Here is a 16,730-nt window from a genome sequence, read left to right on the forward strand (position 1 = left end):
CTTCCTACCCTTCTCCCTTTACCGTAGGTTGTCACATTAGCGAAATGTATTTTGTAGTTCATTATCCATTCTTTCAAAATCCTTAGCTGCTAAATGAATATTATCAACTGCTTTTTGAAAGGCTCCACAAAATTGTCTAGTCAAATCTAGCATTTGTTGATTCGCTTCTTGCGCCTGGGCATTAACAGTTAGTGTAGTACGGCTCGCCTTTGTGATAGAACGATTTGTTGCACTTTGGATTGTATTCGAGGCATTTCTCATTTGAGTGGCGATTTGTGTAGCCGTTTGAAAATTACTTTGAAAGTTCCCCATCATTTAAACCCCTTTTAGTTTCAAAATTATAATAAAATTATATCACGTTACTCATTTTGATTTATCGAAAATTTCAGTTATGAAACTACAGTTTTTTAAGCATTCAACTAGAACTCACTTAGAACTCTTAATCAAAATAGAGGCATTAGTTTAACTTTAATTTAACTACATATTGAATTTTTTACCGAAGCGCAAATGAAGACGGAGGGGCACCGCCAGACCAGACTATTTTTTAACTACCAATAATAAATTATAAAATAAGAAAGAACCTTCTGTTTTTGAAGGTTCTTTCTTATTTCTCAACTTTTTGAATAAACAATACAGCTTTCTATTTACTATATTCTACATTTCCAGTATTCCAGTTAAATCATCACAAATAAAAATCAACCAATCCCGCAAATTTCTCCTTACAACGCTCCCACAAAGATAACTTCTCAAAAAACTCTTTCGTCATTTCTTTCGAATCATGAAAATCTTGTGTTAACGCCGCATTCACTTCTGATACGATAGATCCACCATGAATATACAAATTCATCTCATCATTTATATAGAAGCTACGCGCAGTAAAGTTTGTTGTACCAATAACGGTTAATTCATTATCAATCAGCATTAACTTTCCATGAAACATACCTTTTTTATAACCGTATACAGTAATCCCATTATTAACAGCTTGACGTATGTATGGATATGCCGCCTCTTTAATGAGAGGAATGTCTGGTTTATATGACCAAAGTATTTTTACTGTAACACCACGTTTCTGCGCCGCGATTAAAGCGTTCATTAACCCTTTATTTTTCGCTATAAAATATGGCGTCGTAATGACAATCGAATGCTTCGCTTGTTTTATTAACTCTACATATTTTTCAGCGACGTGATGCCCATTGTAACTAGCCATTGTATGTAACGTGTTCCCTTTACTAGCCTTATTCGTACTCCTCTTTATATCCTCTTTCGTGTCTCGTTTCCAATCTAAAGCAAACTGCTCTTCTAAATCTTTCGCTCCTTCTCCTCTGAGTCGTACATGATAATCACGCCAGTATCCAAATTTCTTATCTTTCCCTAAATATTCATCTCCTATATTAAAGCCACCCGTATAGCCAATTTCCCCATCAATCGTCGTAATGCGGCGATGATTACGATGGTGAATTGAATAAAATCCGAATGGCAATTCAGGTTTTCTACTATATGTAAAATGTACACCACTTTCCCGCAATTCATTTTTCATCTTTCTTTCAAATGATAAATCATTAATGCGATCAACCGACAAATATACGTTTACTCCCTCTTTCGCCTTCTCCTTTAATAAGTTTAAAAAAGTATGGCTACTTTTATCATCCGATAAAATATAAAAATAAGTGTAAATAGATCGCTTCGCTTCCCTTATATCAGTAAACAACTGTTTATAAAACGACTTCCCTTCTACATATAATTGAAAGTCACTATAATGAGGTGCATACTCTGTCGGCATATTTTTCCCAGCTTCCATTTTCCTTCCTAAAGTAACATCGATATGCATCCAAATTAAAATAAAAACGAAAATAGCAATAATAATAGAAGTAACTCGCAATATTTTTTTAATCATTTTGATTTCCTTCCGCTCATATTACTTACTATTTCGTAGTGTTTCATTAAATTATTTTTTCATACGAAATGTCTTTCTTACTTTTATTTGCGAATACAAAAAGGTGTGGCATTGCGCCACACCTTTTCATTAAATGAAGTTCCTTGCATCATTATTTCTTCCAAACTTATAAATAGCAATTAAGAAGAACGCTATCGCAAAGGCGAATAAAATTAAAATATTTAAATACAACTCAGAAAATGGAATGCCTTGCTGTAGTTTTGAAATCGTATCTAGTAACCAACGCTGTGGAAGGAAATCAGCTACTTTTTGTACTGCTTTCGGCATAATGTCGTACGGGAAATAACATCCAGCAAGTAAACATGTTGGTACTATTACTATATTTTGCATTGCATTTGAAGCAGTTGAACTTTTTGAAAAAGACACAATGACTAATGATAAACCAATTGCAATTAAAGCGAATATCATAAGCACACCAATCATAACTATGAAAGGCATATTTATATTTGTGTGAAAAACATTCGTCATAAAGAATACTGCAATTACAATTTGTACTGTTAATATCATCATATTTACTGCGACATTAGATAATATAAATTTCTTTCCGTCAATCGGCGTTGATAATAATCTAAAATACGTTCTGTTCTCTTTTTCTTTTAAAATAAATCCTGATAAGTTCACTGCTGAAAATAACATAAACATAATAAGATAACCCATCGTTTGATTTGTCATATCTTTATTTTTTGAAGTATCTTCAAGTGTCTCAGACTTTACTTTAAATGAACTTTTTTGATAACCAGCGTACATACTATTAAACGTACTTTGATCGGCCCCTGCCACTTTACTAATCGCAGCGATGTTATCAACATAGTTATATAAATACGATTTTATAAATCCTGTTACTTGATCGCCTTTAATCGATGAAATCTCAATATGACTCGGTTTCCCTTCTCGAACACTTTCAGAAAAACCAGACTGTAATGTAATAACACCATCAAGTTTTTTTGAAGTGAGTTTATCTTCCACTTCAGATTCCTTAATTTTACTAACATTTACATGATTGAGTCCTTCTAAAAATTTCACTGTATCATTTGCGATAGGTTGATTTTCTTTATTTATAACCCCAATATTTAACGTTCCTTGCCCTACATTCCCATATATCGAAAAGGAAATGAGCGTTCCTATTATCGGCAAGCTAATAATAATGAGTAACCCCTTTTTATTTTTCAGAAGCACAGATAACGTTTTTTGTATGAGCCATAAAATATCTTTCATACTATAGCCTCTCCCGTCTACGTAATGCAATAATCGCAATTAATAAGAAGATTGCTGAAATCCCAAGATTTAAAGATATTACCGGCAGTGCCGCTCCTACATCATTTGCATAAATAATTTTCATAATAGCTGTGTTTGCCCACGTTAATGGTGATAAATTCGTAACGGAATTTTCTTCCACTACGAAATACGCACCACCAAAAATAGACGCTAATTGCACAACAACCATAATAATCGCTCTAGATGCCTCACCTGTTTTTGTAATATATCCGATTCCTAAACCGAAGCTAATTGCTAAAAAGACTTCTGTTAGTAAAATAATAAATATGATTCCAATATGGTCGCCCCAATTCGCTTGAAAAACAAATTTACTAAATAAAACGACAAGTAATAGACAAAGTGCATTCGCTACAAGACTACCGAGCACTTTCCCAATGAAAATTTCAGCTTTACTTATAGGTGCTGCAATTAAACGATCTCCTGTTTTACGTATTCGTTCTCCTCGAATTAAAAAGCTCGCCCCCATTGCAGCGTACAGTGCAATCATCGTCGTCATTACAACCGCATAGTAATCCATAGAACCTGGTTTTTTAGCAGCTTGTAAAGATGTTTCTTTAATATAATCATTATGATTTCCGTTTGAAATAACTGCGCTAACCTTACTCGGATCTACTTTTGCAACTTCGGCCACTACGTTGTACTTATCAACAAATGTTGTAAGCATACCTTCCACAATACTTCCCTCAATACTACTTTTGTCACTTCCATAAAATTTTGCACCATCTTTATTTAACTCTACATAAGCAGCATATTTATTTTGCTTCACTTCTTCTTTCCCATCTATACCTTCGGAAGCTTTTTTAAAATGAATACCTGATTTATCGACTTCTTTCGTAAATGCTTCAAATGATTGAGAAAACGTGCTACTTGCTTCATCTTTATATAGCACTTGTATATCCTTAAACGATTGACTATCGCTATTAAATGCATTCGTTAACGCTGTTCCTAACACAAGCATAAGTACAATCGGAAATGCTAACATAAAAACTAAAGTTCTTACGTCCCTGAAATCTCTTTTAATGTGCATCACTGCAATGTTAAAGATGTTCAATTGATGAACCTCCCTTTACCTTTTCTTCATTTACCTTTATTTATCTCGTAAGTTTCTTCCAGTTAACGTAAGAAATACTGTCTCTAAGTTTGGAGCCTGCTCCTCTAACGAACGAATTTCAATGTCATGATTAATGAAATGCTGAATAATTTTATTTAAATTATTTAATCCTGCATCCGAGTTTACCTTGATTACGTTCTCTTCAATTTGAACAGCTTTCACACCATTTATCTCTTTTAAATTTTCTACATCTAAATTTTCTACTGACTTTACTTCAATCCAAATATCTTTCGTATCTGTAATAATCGCTTTTAACTGTTCTTTCGTTCCTTCTGCAATTACTTTACCGTGATCGACAATTGCTATTTTCGTACAAATCTCTTCTACTTCTTCCATGTAGTGACTCGTATAAATAATCGTACTTCCCATTTCATTTAATTTTCGGACAGACTGAAGAATGTAGTTCCTTGACTGCGGATCAATTCCAACTGTCGGTTCATCCATAATAATTAACTTCGGTCTATGAGCGATTGCACAAGCGATATTCAGTCTTCGTTTCATCCCGCCAGAAAAGTTTTTCGGATAACTTTTATGTTTATCACTAAGGCCTACAAATTGAAGTGCTTCCTCTACTCTCGCTTTTAGCTCGGCTCCTCGTAATCCATACAATCCAGCAAAGAATTTCACATTTTCATAGGCAGTTAACTCTTCATAAATCGCAATATCTTGCGGAACGATACCGATATTCATTTTCGCAAATCGATTATGTTTCTTTATATTTTTTCCTAGTATGCTAATTTCACCTTCGTTACTTCTTAACAAACCAGCAATCATATTAATTGTTGTACTTTTACCAGCACCATTTGATCCTAAAAAGCCAAATATCTCTCCTTCTTTAATAGATAAAGACATATTATCTACTGCGATGAAGTCACCAAATTTTTTCGTTAAATTTTTAATTTCCAATGTATTCATCATTTCACCCCTATTTCGGTTTCTCTGCTTTTATTATAAACAAAAAGAATGAACCTGCTCAGTGCAGAAGTTCATTCTTTTCACATGAGAATATTCACTTTTTTCATATGAGATGATTCATCCTCATCATGCCTTACTATATTGGCAACAACATTGTTACTGAAAAACCACTTGTACTATCTACAATAATTTTCCCGTTTACAGACGCTGTTCGCTCCTCCATCCCCATAATGCCGAGGCCTTTCTTAACAAGAGCTGCACCTTTACCATTATCCTTCACTTGTACTTTCACCATCTTGTTCAGTACATGAATATCGATTGAAATGACTGTCGCATCAGCGTATTTCATCGTATTTGTTAACGCCTCCGTAACGTTCTCACCGATAATTTTCCACTGAATGGGAGAAATCATATCTAAGTTACCTTTATAAACGAAAGGAATATTCATATCATGCTTACCGGCAAATTCCTCTATGAATAATTTCATACGATGAATGCCAATTTGCTCAGTTGATGGCTTCATATTTTTTAATGTAATCCGAATGCTTTCAATTCCATCTTTTGAAATATGAATGGCATTTTGTAATAATTCCGCAGATTTTTCTTTATCTATTTCCATTAATCTCTTTGCTGCTTCCATTTGAATTAGTGCACCTGTCATTGAGTGACCGATTTTATCATGAATTTCTTGAGATAGTCGATTTCTTTCCTCTAATTTAAATGTGTATTCAGATTGCCTTATGTAATCTTTATTTTCATTTAAGCTTTTCGTAAGTCTTTGTATGTCTTTTCTCATTTTATCATTTTGCATTTCTAGTTTTAATAATCGTGCTATATAGCGGTGAGCTATCGTTAAGGAAAAAAAACAAAATGCACTAATAAGTCCATACGTCATCTGAATACCTTCACCTATAAAAATAATAGGAAGAATCATAATGAAAAAGATTAACCATTTCTTTTTTATGTAATAATTTGCAATTTCATATAAGTTCAAAGGTAAAAACAAAATAAAAAACGGATGAATCTTCCATGTAAATAACATAACTACGCCAATTGACACACAAGTTAATATGTTTTTGTACGTATCTTTTTTAAATATAGAGATCAACACGTTTACAGAAAGATATAAAAGCAAAGTAAGTATAATCCATGGTAAGTTCGTAACATTTAAATGAATGTAGCTAAACACTATATATAAAAAGACAATAAGTTTACTTACAGTTAACCAAAATTCCATAACATTAATCTACTTTCCCTGTTAAGTAATAAATCGCAATTTGCGTGCGATGTTCTAGTCCAGTTTTCCCTAAAACTGATGTAATATAATTTGCAATCGTTCCTTCAGATATGAAAAGTTGCTTCGAAATTTCTTTATTTGAGAAACCTTTCGCAATTAATGCGATAATACTAAGCTCTCTTTCTGTGAAAAGGCTCTTATCAATTTTAGATTCTTCCTCTTTACTTTCCATTAAATTAGACTTAATTTTATCAAGCACTACATCTTGCATAACAGTTTGACCGTTATAAACTCCTTTTATCGCATCACGAATACGCTCCGGATCATTATTTTTTAATAAATAACCTTTCGCTCCGTTTTTTACTGCGTCCAAAATATATTCATCATCATCAAATGTCGTTAAAATGAGAGGCTTCGTTTTTGTCTCTTCACAAATTAACTTCGTCGCCTCTACCCCGTTCATGTTTGGCATACGAACATCTAAAAGCGCAATATCAACTTCATACTTTTTACAATACGCTACAGCTTCTTTTCCATCATTTACGGTATCTAATACTTCAAACTCTTCATATGTATTTAAAATAATTTTCATACCTTCTCTAATAAAAGAATTATCATCGGCTATTAATATTTTAATTTTCATGTTTGTTAGTATGGACCTTATCCTACTAACATTCACATCCTTTCTCCATGTAGCATTTCCTCTTTGCTCATTATATACTTCTCTTTACCATTTTTTCACACCTTTTTCATATAGCCCTCCTGCTAAAAATATATTATTCTTTTTTTATAACATGTGTAGGGTGACTTATCATTTCTTACGTCTATATAATAGAATGCGTCAAAAAGGAGGGAGAGACCGATTGAGGAAAAACAATTAGTTGCAAAAGCACAGCAAGGAAGCGAACATGCTTTTCGTATCCTTGTACAAACATATCGTCATTATATTTTTCAAGTTATCTTTTCTATTTTAAGACATGAAGAAGATGCTAAAGATGTTACACAAGAAGTATTCGTAAAAATTCACGCCTCTCTCCCAAATTATCAATTTCGCGGATTAAAAACGTGGATGGCACGTATTGCCACCAATCACGCTATTGATTATAAGAGAAAAAAAGCTAGAGAAAACGAAGAACTCTCCTTATGTAAAGAAACTGCGGAAAATATAAAAGCCTCTCATAATATCGAGGCTTTATTATTGACGAAAGAGCAAAAATTACTCATTGCTCAAAAACTGCGAGAACTTCCCGACAATTACCGTGACGTCGTTCTCGCACATTACTTAGAAGAAAAAAGTTATCAAGAAATTGCTTTGCAAGAAAATATTGAAGTGAAAACAGTCGAAATGAAACTGTATCGGGCAAGAAAATGGATTAAAAAACATTGGAAGGAGGAAGAGTTTCTATGATGCATTATTCAAAAGAAGATTGGCGCAATTATACATTAGATTTTTTAGAAAGCAATGAACGTGAATCTATGGAAGAACACCTTTATGAATGTGATCATTGTTTAGCACTTTATATGGAAAGTATTGATGAACAACACGAAAACCTTCCAATGATAAATGATGATTCATTTACGAACGAAGTTATGACGCAAATTAATTTTGAAACGTTACAGCCTAATGAAAATATAAAAACAAACTCACTAAAGCGCACAATTATTCACTACATAATTGCGACTGCGGCTACAATTATTTTTATGGTAAGTGGTTTATTCCAGTATATTTTCACAGCGACATCAAATTTCGAGAAATCTTCAAAACATAACGAGTCTTCTATCTCACAACAAATTGTAAACAAATCGGTAGACACATCAAAAAAGGACGGAGGTTCAAAGCATGAATAAAAATCCCTTTTTAGCACTTGTATTAGGGCTAATTCCTGGGCTTGGACATTTATATTTAAAGAAATTCGGACGATTTATTTTATATAGCGGAGGGGCTTTATTTCTATTTATCTTTGCAGCATTTTGTACAATAGCATTAGGAGCGCGTGATATTGCTTTTCTTTCTCTATTTTTACTAGTCGTGTTATGGGCGATCAATTTATTAGATTTAGTTATCACTATTATTAATCAATCGAAAAAACAAGCAGCCGGAGAATTTACAGAGTCCTCTAAAGAAAGCGAACGATTTTATATCATTCTTCTATCAATCATTCCTGGGCTTGGTCATTTTCAATTAGGACTTATGCAACGCGGACTTACATTTTTAGTCGCTTGCACAGGAATCGGAAGTATGATTATATTCGTTGCACTCTTAACATCTCAAGGAAGTTTCCTTATCTTCCTTATTACGTTACCTGTTTTATGGATTTATAACTTCTTCGACGTTGTTCAACAACTACAGAAAAAAGAACGCGGAGAGCAATTAGTTGATCGTACTATTTTTGAAGAATTTGAAGAGCACCGAGAACAAGGAAAGAAAAATAAAACATTCGCTTCCATTTTAGCAATGTTTCCTGGAGCAGGACATATGTATTTAGGCTTACAGCGCCGTGGTCTCCAGCTTATGGCAGCCTTTTTACTATCTATTTATTTGCTCGACTTATTAAGACTTTCTGCGTTTTTATTTTTAGTACCAATTATTTGGTTCTATAGCTTTTTTGATGCGTTACAGCAAACTGCAAAATACGGAAAAGAACGTGTTAATGACGAACCTATCATAGATTATTTTATAAATCATCAAAGATGGATCGGTATCGGATTAATTACACTCGGTGGTTATTATTTATTAGATCAAACAGTCCTTCCTATTTTGAATGACTACTTTGCAACTATATTTAATATTCATCTTAGCGAACTATATTATCGCTATTTCCAAACATCTATCGTTGCTCTCTTTTTAATTGGTGGCGGCTTTAAATTGTTACTTGGAAATAAAGAAAACAAAGGTGGTACAAAAGAATGAGAACATGGCGCGTTGGAACATTCTCAATGGGGCTTTCCATTATTACATTAGGTTGTTTCTTACTATTTTCAGTTGTGAAAGGCACTCAAGTATTGGATACATTAACAGCCTGGTGGCCTGTTTTACTTATCATACTTGGCGCTGAAGTTTTACTATACCTTCTATTTTCTAAGAAGGAACATTCATTTATTAAATATGATATTTTTAGTATTTTCTTTATCGGAGTTTTAGGAAGCGTTGGAATTGCTTTTTACTGTTTATTATCAACTGGATTACTAGAAGAAGTTCGTCATTCTATTAACACAACTAGGCAAACGAGTAATATTCCAGACGGACAACTTGATATACCTGAATCTATCAAAAAAATTGTAGTGGATGCGGGGCATCACCCTCTAACGATAGAGGGAAATAATACAAATCAAATTCATCTTCTTGGAACATATGAAATGACGACGAAAGCAAATGAAAAACTCAATTTAAAACAAGAGGATTTCCTTTCAGTTCAAACAGCTGGAGAAACGATGTATATAACTTTAAAATCATTACCGGTTCAGCATACGTTATTTAACTCAACACCACAGATGAAACAAACACTCGTTCTTCCGCAAAATAAAAATGTAGAGATCCGCGCTTCAAATAACGAACTATCTCTTTATCCAGGTCAATTACAAAATAATTGGTTTGTACAAGAAAGTTCAAATGTATCTGTTCATTTAGTAAAAGAAAGTGATGTATCTTTAATCGCCATAACAAACAAAAAAGAAACTCACGGGAACACACCTTGGGAACAAGTAGAAGATTTAACGAAAAAAGAAAATAATTCTTCAGAAGAAAATCCAGAATTAAACGGGCAAGAACATTGGTATAAAAACTCGATAAAAACAGGAAATGGGACGTACAAATTAAATATCGAGAAAGCTTATAATATAAATATGAGTGTTATCGAAAAATAAGAAACCTTCCACAATTGTGGAAGGTTTTTCTCATATAATCGCTTTTATTCCTTCTAAAACTAATCCAATCATAAAACCACAAACAGCCCCGTTCACACGAATCCACTGCAAATCTTTACCGACATTATTTTCAATCATTTCGATTAATGTTTTATCATCTAACTTATCAAGGTTTTCTTGCACAAGTTTTCCAATTTTTGAATGATTTTTTTCAACAAAAATGACAACTTGTTTTTGTAACCAATCTTCTATTTTTTGAACGGTACTTGCATCCTCTTTTACCTTATTCATTTGTGTTTTTAAAAATGGAACAAGGTACTTATCAGCAAACTCTTCATTTTGTACAAAGTTAACTGCCCTATTTTGTACTTGCTCTAGCATTTCTTTTATTTTGTCTGTAGCATCCCAATTTGCAATCCATTTTTCTTTCCAATTCTCTAATTCCTGTAATAAAGATTCATTTTCATTTTCCTTTACATTTATAATTTCTTGACGAATCTTCGCTAATATAAGTTGTCTTGTGCTATTATCAGCATCTTGCAAGCTGTTAATATTGCTAATGATAAACTTCTGCAAAATGCCGCCAATTTTATCTTCATCTACAATATTCATAAATGATTTCAAAGTAAACTGCAGGAATCCATCTACTTTTATGTTTTCCATCGCCTTCATACCTAAGCTTCCGAGCTGATAACGTGCTTCATCTTGAGCCGTCCAATCTTTCACTTTTACTAATATGTAATCAAGTGTTTTTTCATCATATTCTTGCACTACTAATTGATCCACGAGAACTTGTAATATGTTACTTGTGTTAATTGTATGCAAATACGTTTTTAATTCTTTTTCAATAATAACGGCTAATTTTTCTGTATCTATTTGAAGAATCGCTTTCTCAGCAATTGTTACAATTCCTTTTTTCACAGCGTCAGACTGTAACTCTTTCTCAGCAATTTGCAGTACCATTTGTGCTAGCTGTATTTCTTTTACTTTACTTGTAATACTTTCTTTCGTCAGCCATTCATTTTCTAACGTGGAAACGAGTCCCTTTGTTACCCGCTTACGATTTTTTGGTAATAATGCTGTATGCGGAATTGGGATTCCTAACGGATGACGGAATAAAGCTGTAACCGCAAACCAATCCGCAAGTCCACCAACTAACCCAGCTTCAAATCCCCCTTGAATGATCTCCCCAGCTACCGTTCCTTGAAAAGGGATTGAAGCCGCAAAACCTACGCCCATAACCCCAAGCGAAATACCCGCTATATATTTAGTCTGTAATGACATCGTATACACATCCTCTTATTATGTAAAATAAAGCTTTTTTATTATATTTATTCGATATTAGCAATCCTTTATATCTATACTATAAAGAACTAGTGCGAAAATAACAAAGAATTTTATGTACATGAAAAAAATGAGGCTGTAAATAGCCCCATTTTTATTTTAACATTAATTCCACACCTATTTTATAATACCCGCTCATCACATCTTCTGGAACCATACTACCACCAGTTCCCCACACAATATGTGTACCTTTCTTTACCTTTTCTGCTAACTGATATTTTTGTAAATACTCATTTTCAACTTTACATACATTCAACGGCCCTATCATACCCGCTAACGCAGAAGGCTCTAAATAAATATTTTCAGTATCAGCCAGTTCTTTTAATAATCTATATAACTCTTCATCACTTACTGTGTAATTCCCACTCAAAAATGGTTCCATCGTTTTACCGACAAATCCGGATGGTCTTCCTACCGCAAGTCCATCCGCATCAGTTACATTATCAATCCCGATATCTTGAACGGCGATTTTATCGTGAAGCCCCGTCATTAAACCGAGTAACATACATGGAGAGTGCGTAGGCTCAGCAAAGAAACAATGCACATTGTCTTTATACAATAACTTTAAGCCGAATGCTACTCCGCCAGGTCCCCCGCCGACTCCGCACGGAAGATAAACGAATAAAGGGTGTTCTTCATCTACTACAATCTCTAACTCTTCTAATTGTTTTTGTAAACGCGACGCTGCTACTGCGTATCCTAAAAATAAATCATGCGAGTTTTCATCATCAACAAAATAACAGCTAGGATCTGCATCTGCTTGCAGTCTTCCTTCTTCTACTGCTTTACTATAATCCGCTTCATATTCAATAACATTTACACCTTTACTTCTTAATAAATCTTTTTTCCATTGTTTCGCATCTGCTGACATATGAACAGTTACATTAAATCCTAGTTTTGCACTCATAATCCCAATGCTCAGTCCTAAGTTTCCTGTCGAACCTACTGCAATTGAATACTTCGCAAAAAAAACTCTAAATCTATCACTATCTAAAATTGAATAATCATCTTTCTCTGTTAACATCCCATGCTGAAGTGCCAGTTGCTCTGCATGTTTCAACACTTCATAAATGCCGCCTCTTGCCTTTATTGATCCCGATATTGGAAGATGACTATCACACTTTAATAATAATTCTCCCCATATAGGTTGCTCGTAATTTTTCTCTAAAGATTGTTTCATAGAAGGTATTTTTACTAAAGGAGATTCTATAATTCCGCTCGTTTCTTTCGTTTCTGGAAAAACTTTCGCAATATATGGTGCGAAGCGCTTTAATCTCTCTTCCGCATCTTTTACATTTTCTTCATTTAGCGGCGAACCCTTTATAGCCGTTTCATACTTTTCTGTATTCGGATTCATCCAAAATACTTCTTCCGTTGCAATAAGGTTGTTTAATAGTGGGTATCGCTCTTTTAATGCCTCTATCCCCTTCATTTCTCTTCCTCCTCATATTCTTGTAGCTAGCCATATAATAAATTATAATTAATTTTAATATAGTTTAACATGAAATTCAGTTTTAGTTAATTTTAATTTAATTTATTTAAATATAATTTAATAATCATTAAGGAGCATTTATTATGGAAAATATAGATATCGGAAAAAAAATTGAAAAACACAGAAAAGAAAAAGGATTAACTAGTAAAGAACTAGCAAAAATGGCCGAAATCACACCATCAATGCTTAGTCAAATTGAACGTGGTTCCGCTAACCCTTCCATTCAAACATTAAAGGTACTCGCAAAAGCTCTTGATGTTCCAACATTTAGTTTTTTACTTGAAGAAAATAATACAGACGATCTAATAGTGCGTTCTAATAAAAGAAAAAAAATGATTATCGATAATTTATCATATGAATTGTTATCACCTAATTTCACAGGAAATTTAGCCACAGCAATTATGACTATCCCACCGAAGACTGCTTCATCAGAAAATGTGCTAGAACATAAAGGAGAAGAATTAGCATTTGTATTAGACGGAAAAATCACATTGCACTTAAATGAAGAAGAATACACATTAGAAACTGGTGATAGTGTAAAAATACCAGCTTATTTAAAACATAAATGGGTAAATCAATTCGAGAAAAATGCGATTGTTTTATTCTCTGTTACTCCGCCGATTTTTTAATTCATGTGATGATAAAAAAATAGCCATGCATGGATGCCCTCCGTACATGGCTATTTTTATTTTTTTGGTACTAATAAAATCCCTAAACTAATAACACAAAAACTGAGTATTTGCTGTATTGAAAGACCAAATAGAACTGAATTTTGTTCACTAATAAGCGAAATAATGATATGAGCAATTCCCTCGCAAATTAGAAAAAAGCTTATATTCTTTCCATTCCCTACTCTTTCATTTTTAATCCATAACGAGCCAATTATACCGAGTGCGAGTATAATCTCATACATGAAAATAGGATGATACAAAAATTTTGATTCATATATTTTCATCCCCCATGGGAGTGTCGTTTGTATACCCACTTCTTGATGGAATAGAAAATAAAAGATAATACTCATACATAGTCCAAAGGGTAATGTATCAAGTAAAATTCGAAGAGAAAATTGCTCCTTTTTACTTTTCCAAACAATGTATATACTAGCAATAATAAGACCTACTATAATATGTTGAATACTTCCTACAGCTAATAATGCTTGCACCGGCGCCCCAATGGCCCATACCGGATTTAAAATTGCCGGTGCGAATTTCCATACTAATACAATGATGAGAAAAGCATTCGTTACTGCATCCATCATCTTTTCATATTGAATATTTTGCTTTTTCATCCTGAATTTCATCAGAGTAAATCCAAATAGACTTCCTATTATAAGAGAAACGGGTTGTAACCTCACCATCCATTCCATCACTATGAAATCCCCTCTTAATTCTCAATTATTTTCTTAAACTTCTCTTCTAATTGATCTGGAGGTAATACACCTCGTGCCTGATCTACAATAATTCCATCTTTATTAACAAAAAATGTCGTTGGTAAAGAGAATACTTTATAATCTAATCCAGCTACTCCGTCCATATCTAATAGAACAGGAAATTTAAATCCGTGGCGATCTGCGAATGCGCTCGCTTCTTGTACTGGATCCCCGATTGTTGCATTTACCGCAAAGATTTCAACATCCTTTTTATATTTATCATACAAACGAACTAGGTCAGGAGCCTCCATTTCACATGGGCCACACCATGATGCCCAAAAATTAATAACATATGGTTTTCCCTTTGCGTCATTTAACGAATACAGCTTCCCGTCCAATCCTTTTAATGTTATGTTTGGTGCTTTAAATCCCACTTGTGGTAATACTTCCTTCTCTTGTAACTCCGCTTGTTTCGCTTTTCTTTCTTTTTCTTCTTTCTTAGTATTATAAAAGTTAACTCCTGCCCAAATTAGTGCCCCAGCTAGTATAATAGCAATTAGTTTCTTCACTTTTCTTCCTCCTCATTTCTAAAATCCCGTAAATCCGCCGAATAGACGAATAAAGAACGCTGTAATTTTCGTCATTTGATTTGTATATAATAAAACCCCTGTTAAAATCATCATTCCACCGCCGATTTTCATCATGACATTGGCATAAGTAACAATCCATTTTACCTTTCCAATAAAAAATGCCATCACGAAAAACGGAACTGCAAAGCCAAGAGTATATGCCGTAATATAAAGAAGCGCACTTTCAGGATTGGTCGCCCCGAGCATAAGCACTGCAGAAAATATCGGACCAACACACGGTGTCCATCCTGCTGCATATGTCATGCCGACCAAAACTGAGCGAATATATCCTGTCGATTTACTTCTATACTGCACTTTTTTCTCTGCCATAAGCCACTTAGGCTGAAACAATCCAGTCATAAATAACCCCATCAAAACAATAAAAATCCCACCAATTTGCTGAATCAATCTTTGATTAGATGAAAAAGTAATCCCAATCCAGCTCACCGATAAACCTAACGCATAAAATATAACCGAGAAACCGATCATAAAAAATACTGTATGTATAATCGCTGACTTTTGCATAATCCCACGATTTTCTTTTAAATCTTGAATAGACACACCTGTAATATATGATAAATAAGATGGATATAGCGGTAAAGAACATGGTGATATAAATGAAAGTATCCCAGCCCCTACTACTAGCCAAATTGTTAAATCCGCCGCATTCATTTTATCCCTCCTAAACACACTACGATGCGTAGTGTTAATTATTAAAAAAAGAGGCTATATGCACTCTCCGACAATAAGTACAATCGACATACAAAATAGCCCTAACGTTACATATACTGAATTTGTATGTAATGGTATATTCAGCTTAACAACTTTCTCATTCAACACTTGCTCAATTCGTAAATTAATTGCGGTTTTCGCAAACGACGCTGTAATACATTGATTTTGCATCGTCTTTATTTTAATTAACTTTAATAATGCACTACCTAGCTCAAATGAAGATTTCATTTTTTGCATCGCATATTTATCTGCTGATAGCTCTTGATATACATGATAACGCTGCAACATCCCTTTTAATATAGGAATATACATCATTCCCTCAGCTAACAATGTAAAGAAAAATAACTTTAATGGATCTCGATTTTTTTGATGATATTCCTCATGTAATACAATCGCATCAATTTCTTCCTCAGAAAATGCCTGAAACATTCCTTCTGAAATGACAATTTTCGGTCGAAATAATCCAATTGTAAATGCCGTAATCTGTAACGTTGATAATACGTACACTTGCTTTCCTTTTCTAGTAATAGACACGAGATTTCTTTTCAATCTTTTACTATAAAAAAATTGCTTCCAAATTCTTTTACTCATAATGATTACAGTAAATAACAGTAATCCGGCTATCATTATACGAAGTATTGATAGTTCCCTCATATGTTTTTGTAATTCAAATAAACAAAATTGCGAAAGGAAAAATGCTTTATTTTGAAAAAGAAATGGGTATGTAACGTAGTATACTAACATGCTTAAAAAAAGCACACTAATAGTCACTGCTAACAAAACGATTTTACGCATTTGCCACTTCATT

Annotated in this window: 18 protein-coding genes; 5 read left to right on the top strand and 13 right to left on the bottom strand. The window is 33.5% G+C overall.

Annotated elements, in window-relative coordinates:
- Positions 1-36: 36 nt before the first annotated feature.
- The 7 genes from MKX77_RS15405 to MKX77_RS15435 all read right to left on the bottom strand — a co-directional run bounded on the left by MKX77_RS15405 (position 37) and on the right by MKX77_RS15435 (position 7,135).
- The gene (locus MKX77_RS15405) at positions 37-315 is read right to left on the bottom strand and encodes a TIGR04197 family type VII secretion effector (RefSeq protein ID WP_002126714.1); all 279 of its coding nucleotides are present in this window, start codon (positions 313-315) and stop codon (positions 37-39) included.
- 367 nt (positions 316-682) lie between these two features.
- A complete protein-coding gene (cls, locus tag MKX77_RS15410) occupies positions 683-1,894 on the bottom strand; it encodes a cardiolipin synthase (RefSeq protein ID WP_341307146.1) in 1,212 nt (403 codons plus the stop codon).
- A 129-nt stretch (positions 1,895-2,023) separates the two neighbouring features.
- A complete protein-coding gene (locus MKX77_RS15415; protein ID WP_341307147.1) occupies positions 2,024-3,169 on the bottom strand; it encodes an ABC transporter permease in 1,146 nt (381 codons plus the stop codon).
- A 1-nt stretch (position 3,170) separates the two neighbouring features.
- Positions 3,171-4,280, bottom strand: coding sequence for an ABC transporter permease (locus MKX77_RS15420; RefSeq protein WP_341307148.1), 1,110 nt, complete (start codon positions 4,278-4,280; stop codon positions 3,171-3,173).
- Positions 4,281-4,316: 36 nt separating this feature from the next.
- Positions 4,317-5,255 carry an ABC transporter ATP-binding protein gene (locus tag MKX77_RS15425; RefSeq protein ID WP_002086377.1) on the bottom strand — a complete coding sequence of 313 codons (939 nt, stop codon included), beginning with the start codon at positions 5,253-5,255 and terminating at the stop codon, positions 4,317-4,319.
- Positions 5,256-5,391: 136 nt separating this feature from the next.
- Positions 5,392-6,492 (bottom strand): sensor histidine kinase, encoded by a 1,101-nt coding sequence (locus MKX77_RS15430; RefSeq protein WP_341307149.1) that lies wholly within the window; start codon positions 6,490-6,492, stop codon positions 5,392-5,394.
- A gap of 4 nt (positions 6,493-6,496) precedes the next feature.
- A complete protein-coding gene (locus tag MKX77_RS15435) occupies positions 6,497-7,135 on the bottom strand; it encodes a response regulator transcription factor (RefSeq protein ID WP_002012250.1) in 639 nt (212 codons plus the stop codon).
- 324 nt (positions 7,136-7,459) lie between these two features.
- On the opposite strand from MKX77_RS15435, the gene MKX77_RS15440 reads away from it, so the two are divergent.
- The 4 genes from MKX77_RS15440 to exsE are packed head-to-tail and all read left to right on the top strand — an operon-like array spanning position 7,460 to position 10,356.
- Positions 7,460-7,900, top strand: a complete 441-nt coding sequence (locus MKX77_RS15440) for an RNA polymerase sigma factor (protein ID WP_445819115.1) — start codon at positions 7,460-7,462, stop codon at positions 7,898-7,900.
- Positions 7,897-8,340 carry a hypothetical protein gene (locus MKX77_RS15445; protein ID WP_016092882.1) on the top strand — a complete coding sequence of 148 codons (444 nt, stop codon included), beginning with the start codon at positions 7,897-7,899 and terminating at the stop codon, positions 8,338-8,340. Before MKX77_RS15440 ends, MKX77_RS15445 begins: the two co-directional genes overlap by 4 nt.
- Complete coding sequence (locus tag MKX77_RS15450) at positions 8,333-9,403, top strand: hypothetical protein (protein ID WP_341307150.1); 1,071 nt, start codon at positions 8,333-8,335, stop codon at positions 9,401-9,403. The genes MKX77_RS15445 and MKX77_RS15450 overlap by 8 nt, the downstream gene beginning before the upstream one ends.
- Positions 9,400-10,356, top strand: a complete 957-nt coding sequence (exsE, locus tag MKX77_RS15455) for an exosporium protein ExsE (RefSeq protein WP_341307151.1) — start codon at positions 9,400-9,402, stop codon at positions 10,354-10,356. Before MKX77_RS15450 ends, exsE begins: the two co-directional genes overlap by 4 nt.
- A 30-nt stretch (positions 10,357-10,386) precedes the next feature.
- Here exsE and MKX77_RS15460 read toward each other — a convergent pair whose 3' ends face one another.
- Entirely contained in the window at positions 10,387-11,640 is a 1,254-nt protein-coding gene (locus MKX77_RS15460; RefSeq protein WP_341307152.1) for a DUF445 domain-containing protein, read from the bottom strand.
- Positions 11,641-11,794: 154 nt separating this feature from the next.
- Positions 11,795-13,132 carry a D-serine ammonia-lyase gene (locus tag MKX77_RS15465; protein WP_341307153.1) on the bottom strand — a complete coding sequence of 446 codons (1,338 nt, stop codon included), beginning with the start codon at positions 13,130-13,132 and terminating at the stop codon, positions 11,795-11,797.
- Between the two features lie 143 nt (positions 13,133-13,275).
- On the opposite strand from MKX77_RS15465, the gene MKX77_RS15470 reads away from it, so the two are divergent.
- Positions 13,276-13,821: a helix-turn-helix domain-containing protein gene (locus tag MKX77_RS15470; RefSeq protein ID WP_341307154.1), complete on the top strand. Its 546-nt coding sequence runs from the start codon at positions 13,276-13,278 to the stop codon at positions 13,819-13,821.
- A gap of 56 nt (positions 13,822-13,877) precedes the next feature.
- On the opposite strand, the gene MKX77_RS15475 is transcribed toward MKX77_RS15470, so the two are convergent.
- Genes MKX77_RS15475 through MKX77_RS15490 form a run of 4 tightly spaced genes read right to left on the bottom strand, consistent with a single transcriptional unit; the run spans position 13,878 to position 16,729 of the window.
- Positions 13,878-14,561, bottom strand: coding sequence for a prolipoprotein diacylglyceryl transferase family protein (locus MKX77_RS15475; protein WP_341307155.1), 684 nt, complete (start codon positions 14,559-14,561; stop codon positions 13,878-13,880).
- 14 nt (positions 14,562-14,575) lie between these two features.
- A complete protein-coding gene (locus tag MKX77_RS15480) occupies positions 14,576-15,130 on the bottom strand; it encodes a TlpA family protein disulfide reductase (RefSeq protein ID WP_002200976.1) in 555 nt (184 codons plus the stop codon).
- 18 nt (positions 15,131-15,148) lie between these two features.
- The gene (gene ccdA, locus MKX77_RS15485) at positions 15,149-15,862 is read right to left on the bottom strand and encodes a cytochrome c-type biogenesis protein CcdA (RefSeq protein WP_002064714.1); all 714 of its coding nucleotides are present in this window, start codon (positions 15,860-15,862) and stop codon (positions 15,149-15,151) included.
- A 54-nt stretch (positions 15,863-15,916) separates the two neighbouring features.
- On the bottom strand, positions 15,917-16,729 hold the full coding sequence (locus MKX77_RS15490; protein ID WP_341307156.1) for a M56 family metallopeptidase: 813 nt from the start codon (positions 16,727-16,729) through the stop codon (positions 15,917-15,919).
- Position 16,730: the final 1 nt, after the last annotated feature.

The organism is Bacillus sp. FSL R9-9410, from assembly GCF_038050385.1.
Classification (GTDB): Bacteria; Bacillota; Bacilli; order Bacillales; family Bacillaceae_G; genus Bacillus_A; species Bacillus_A cereus_U.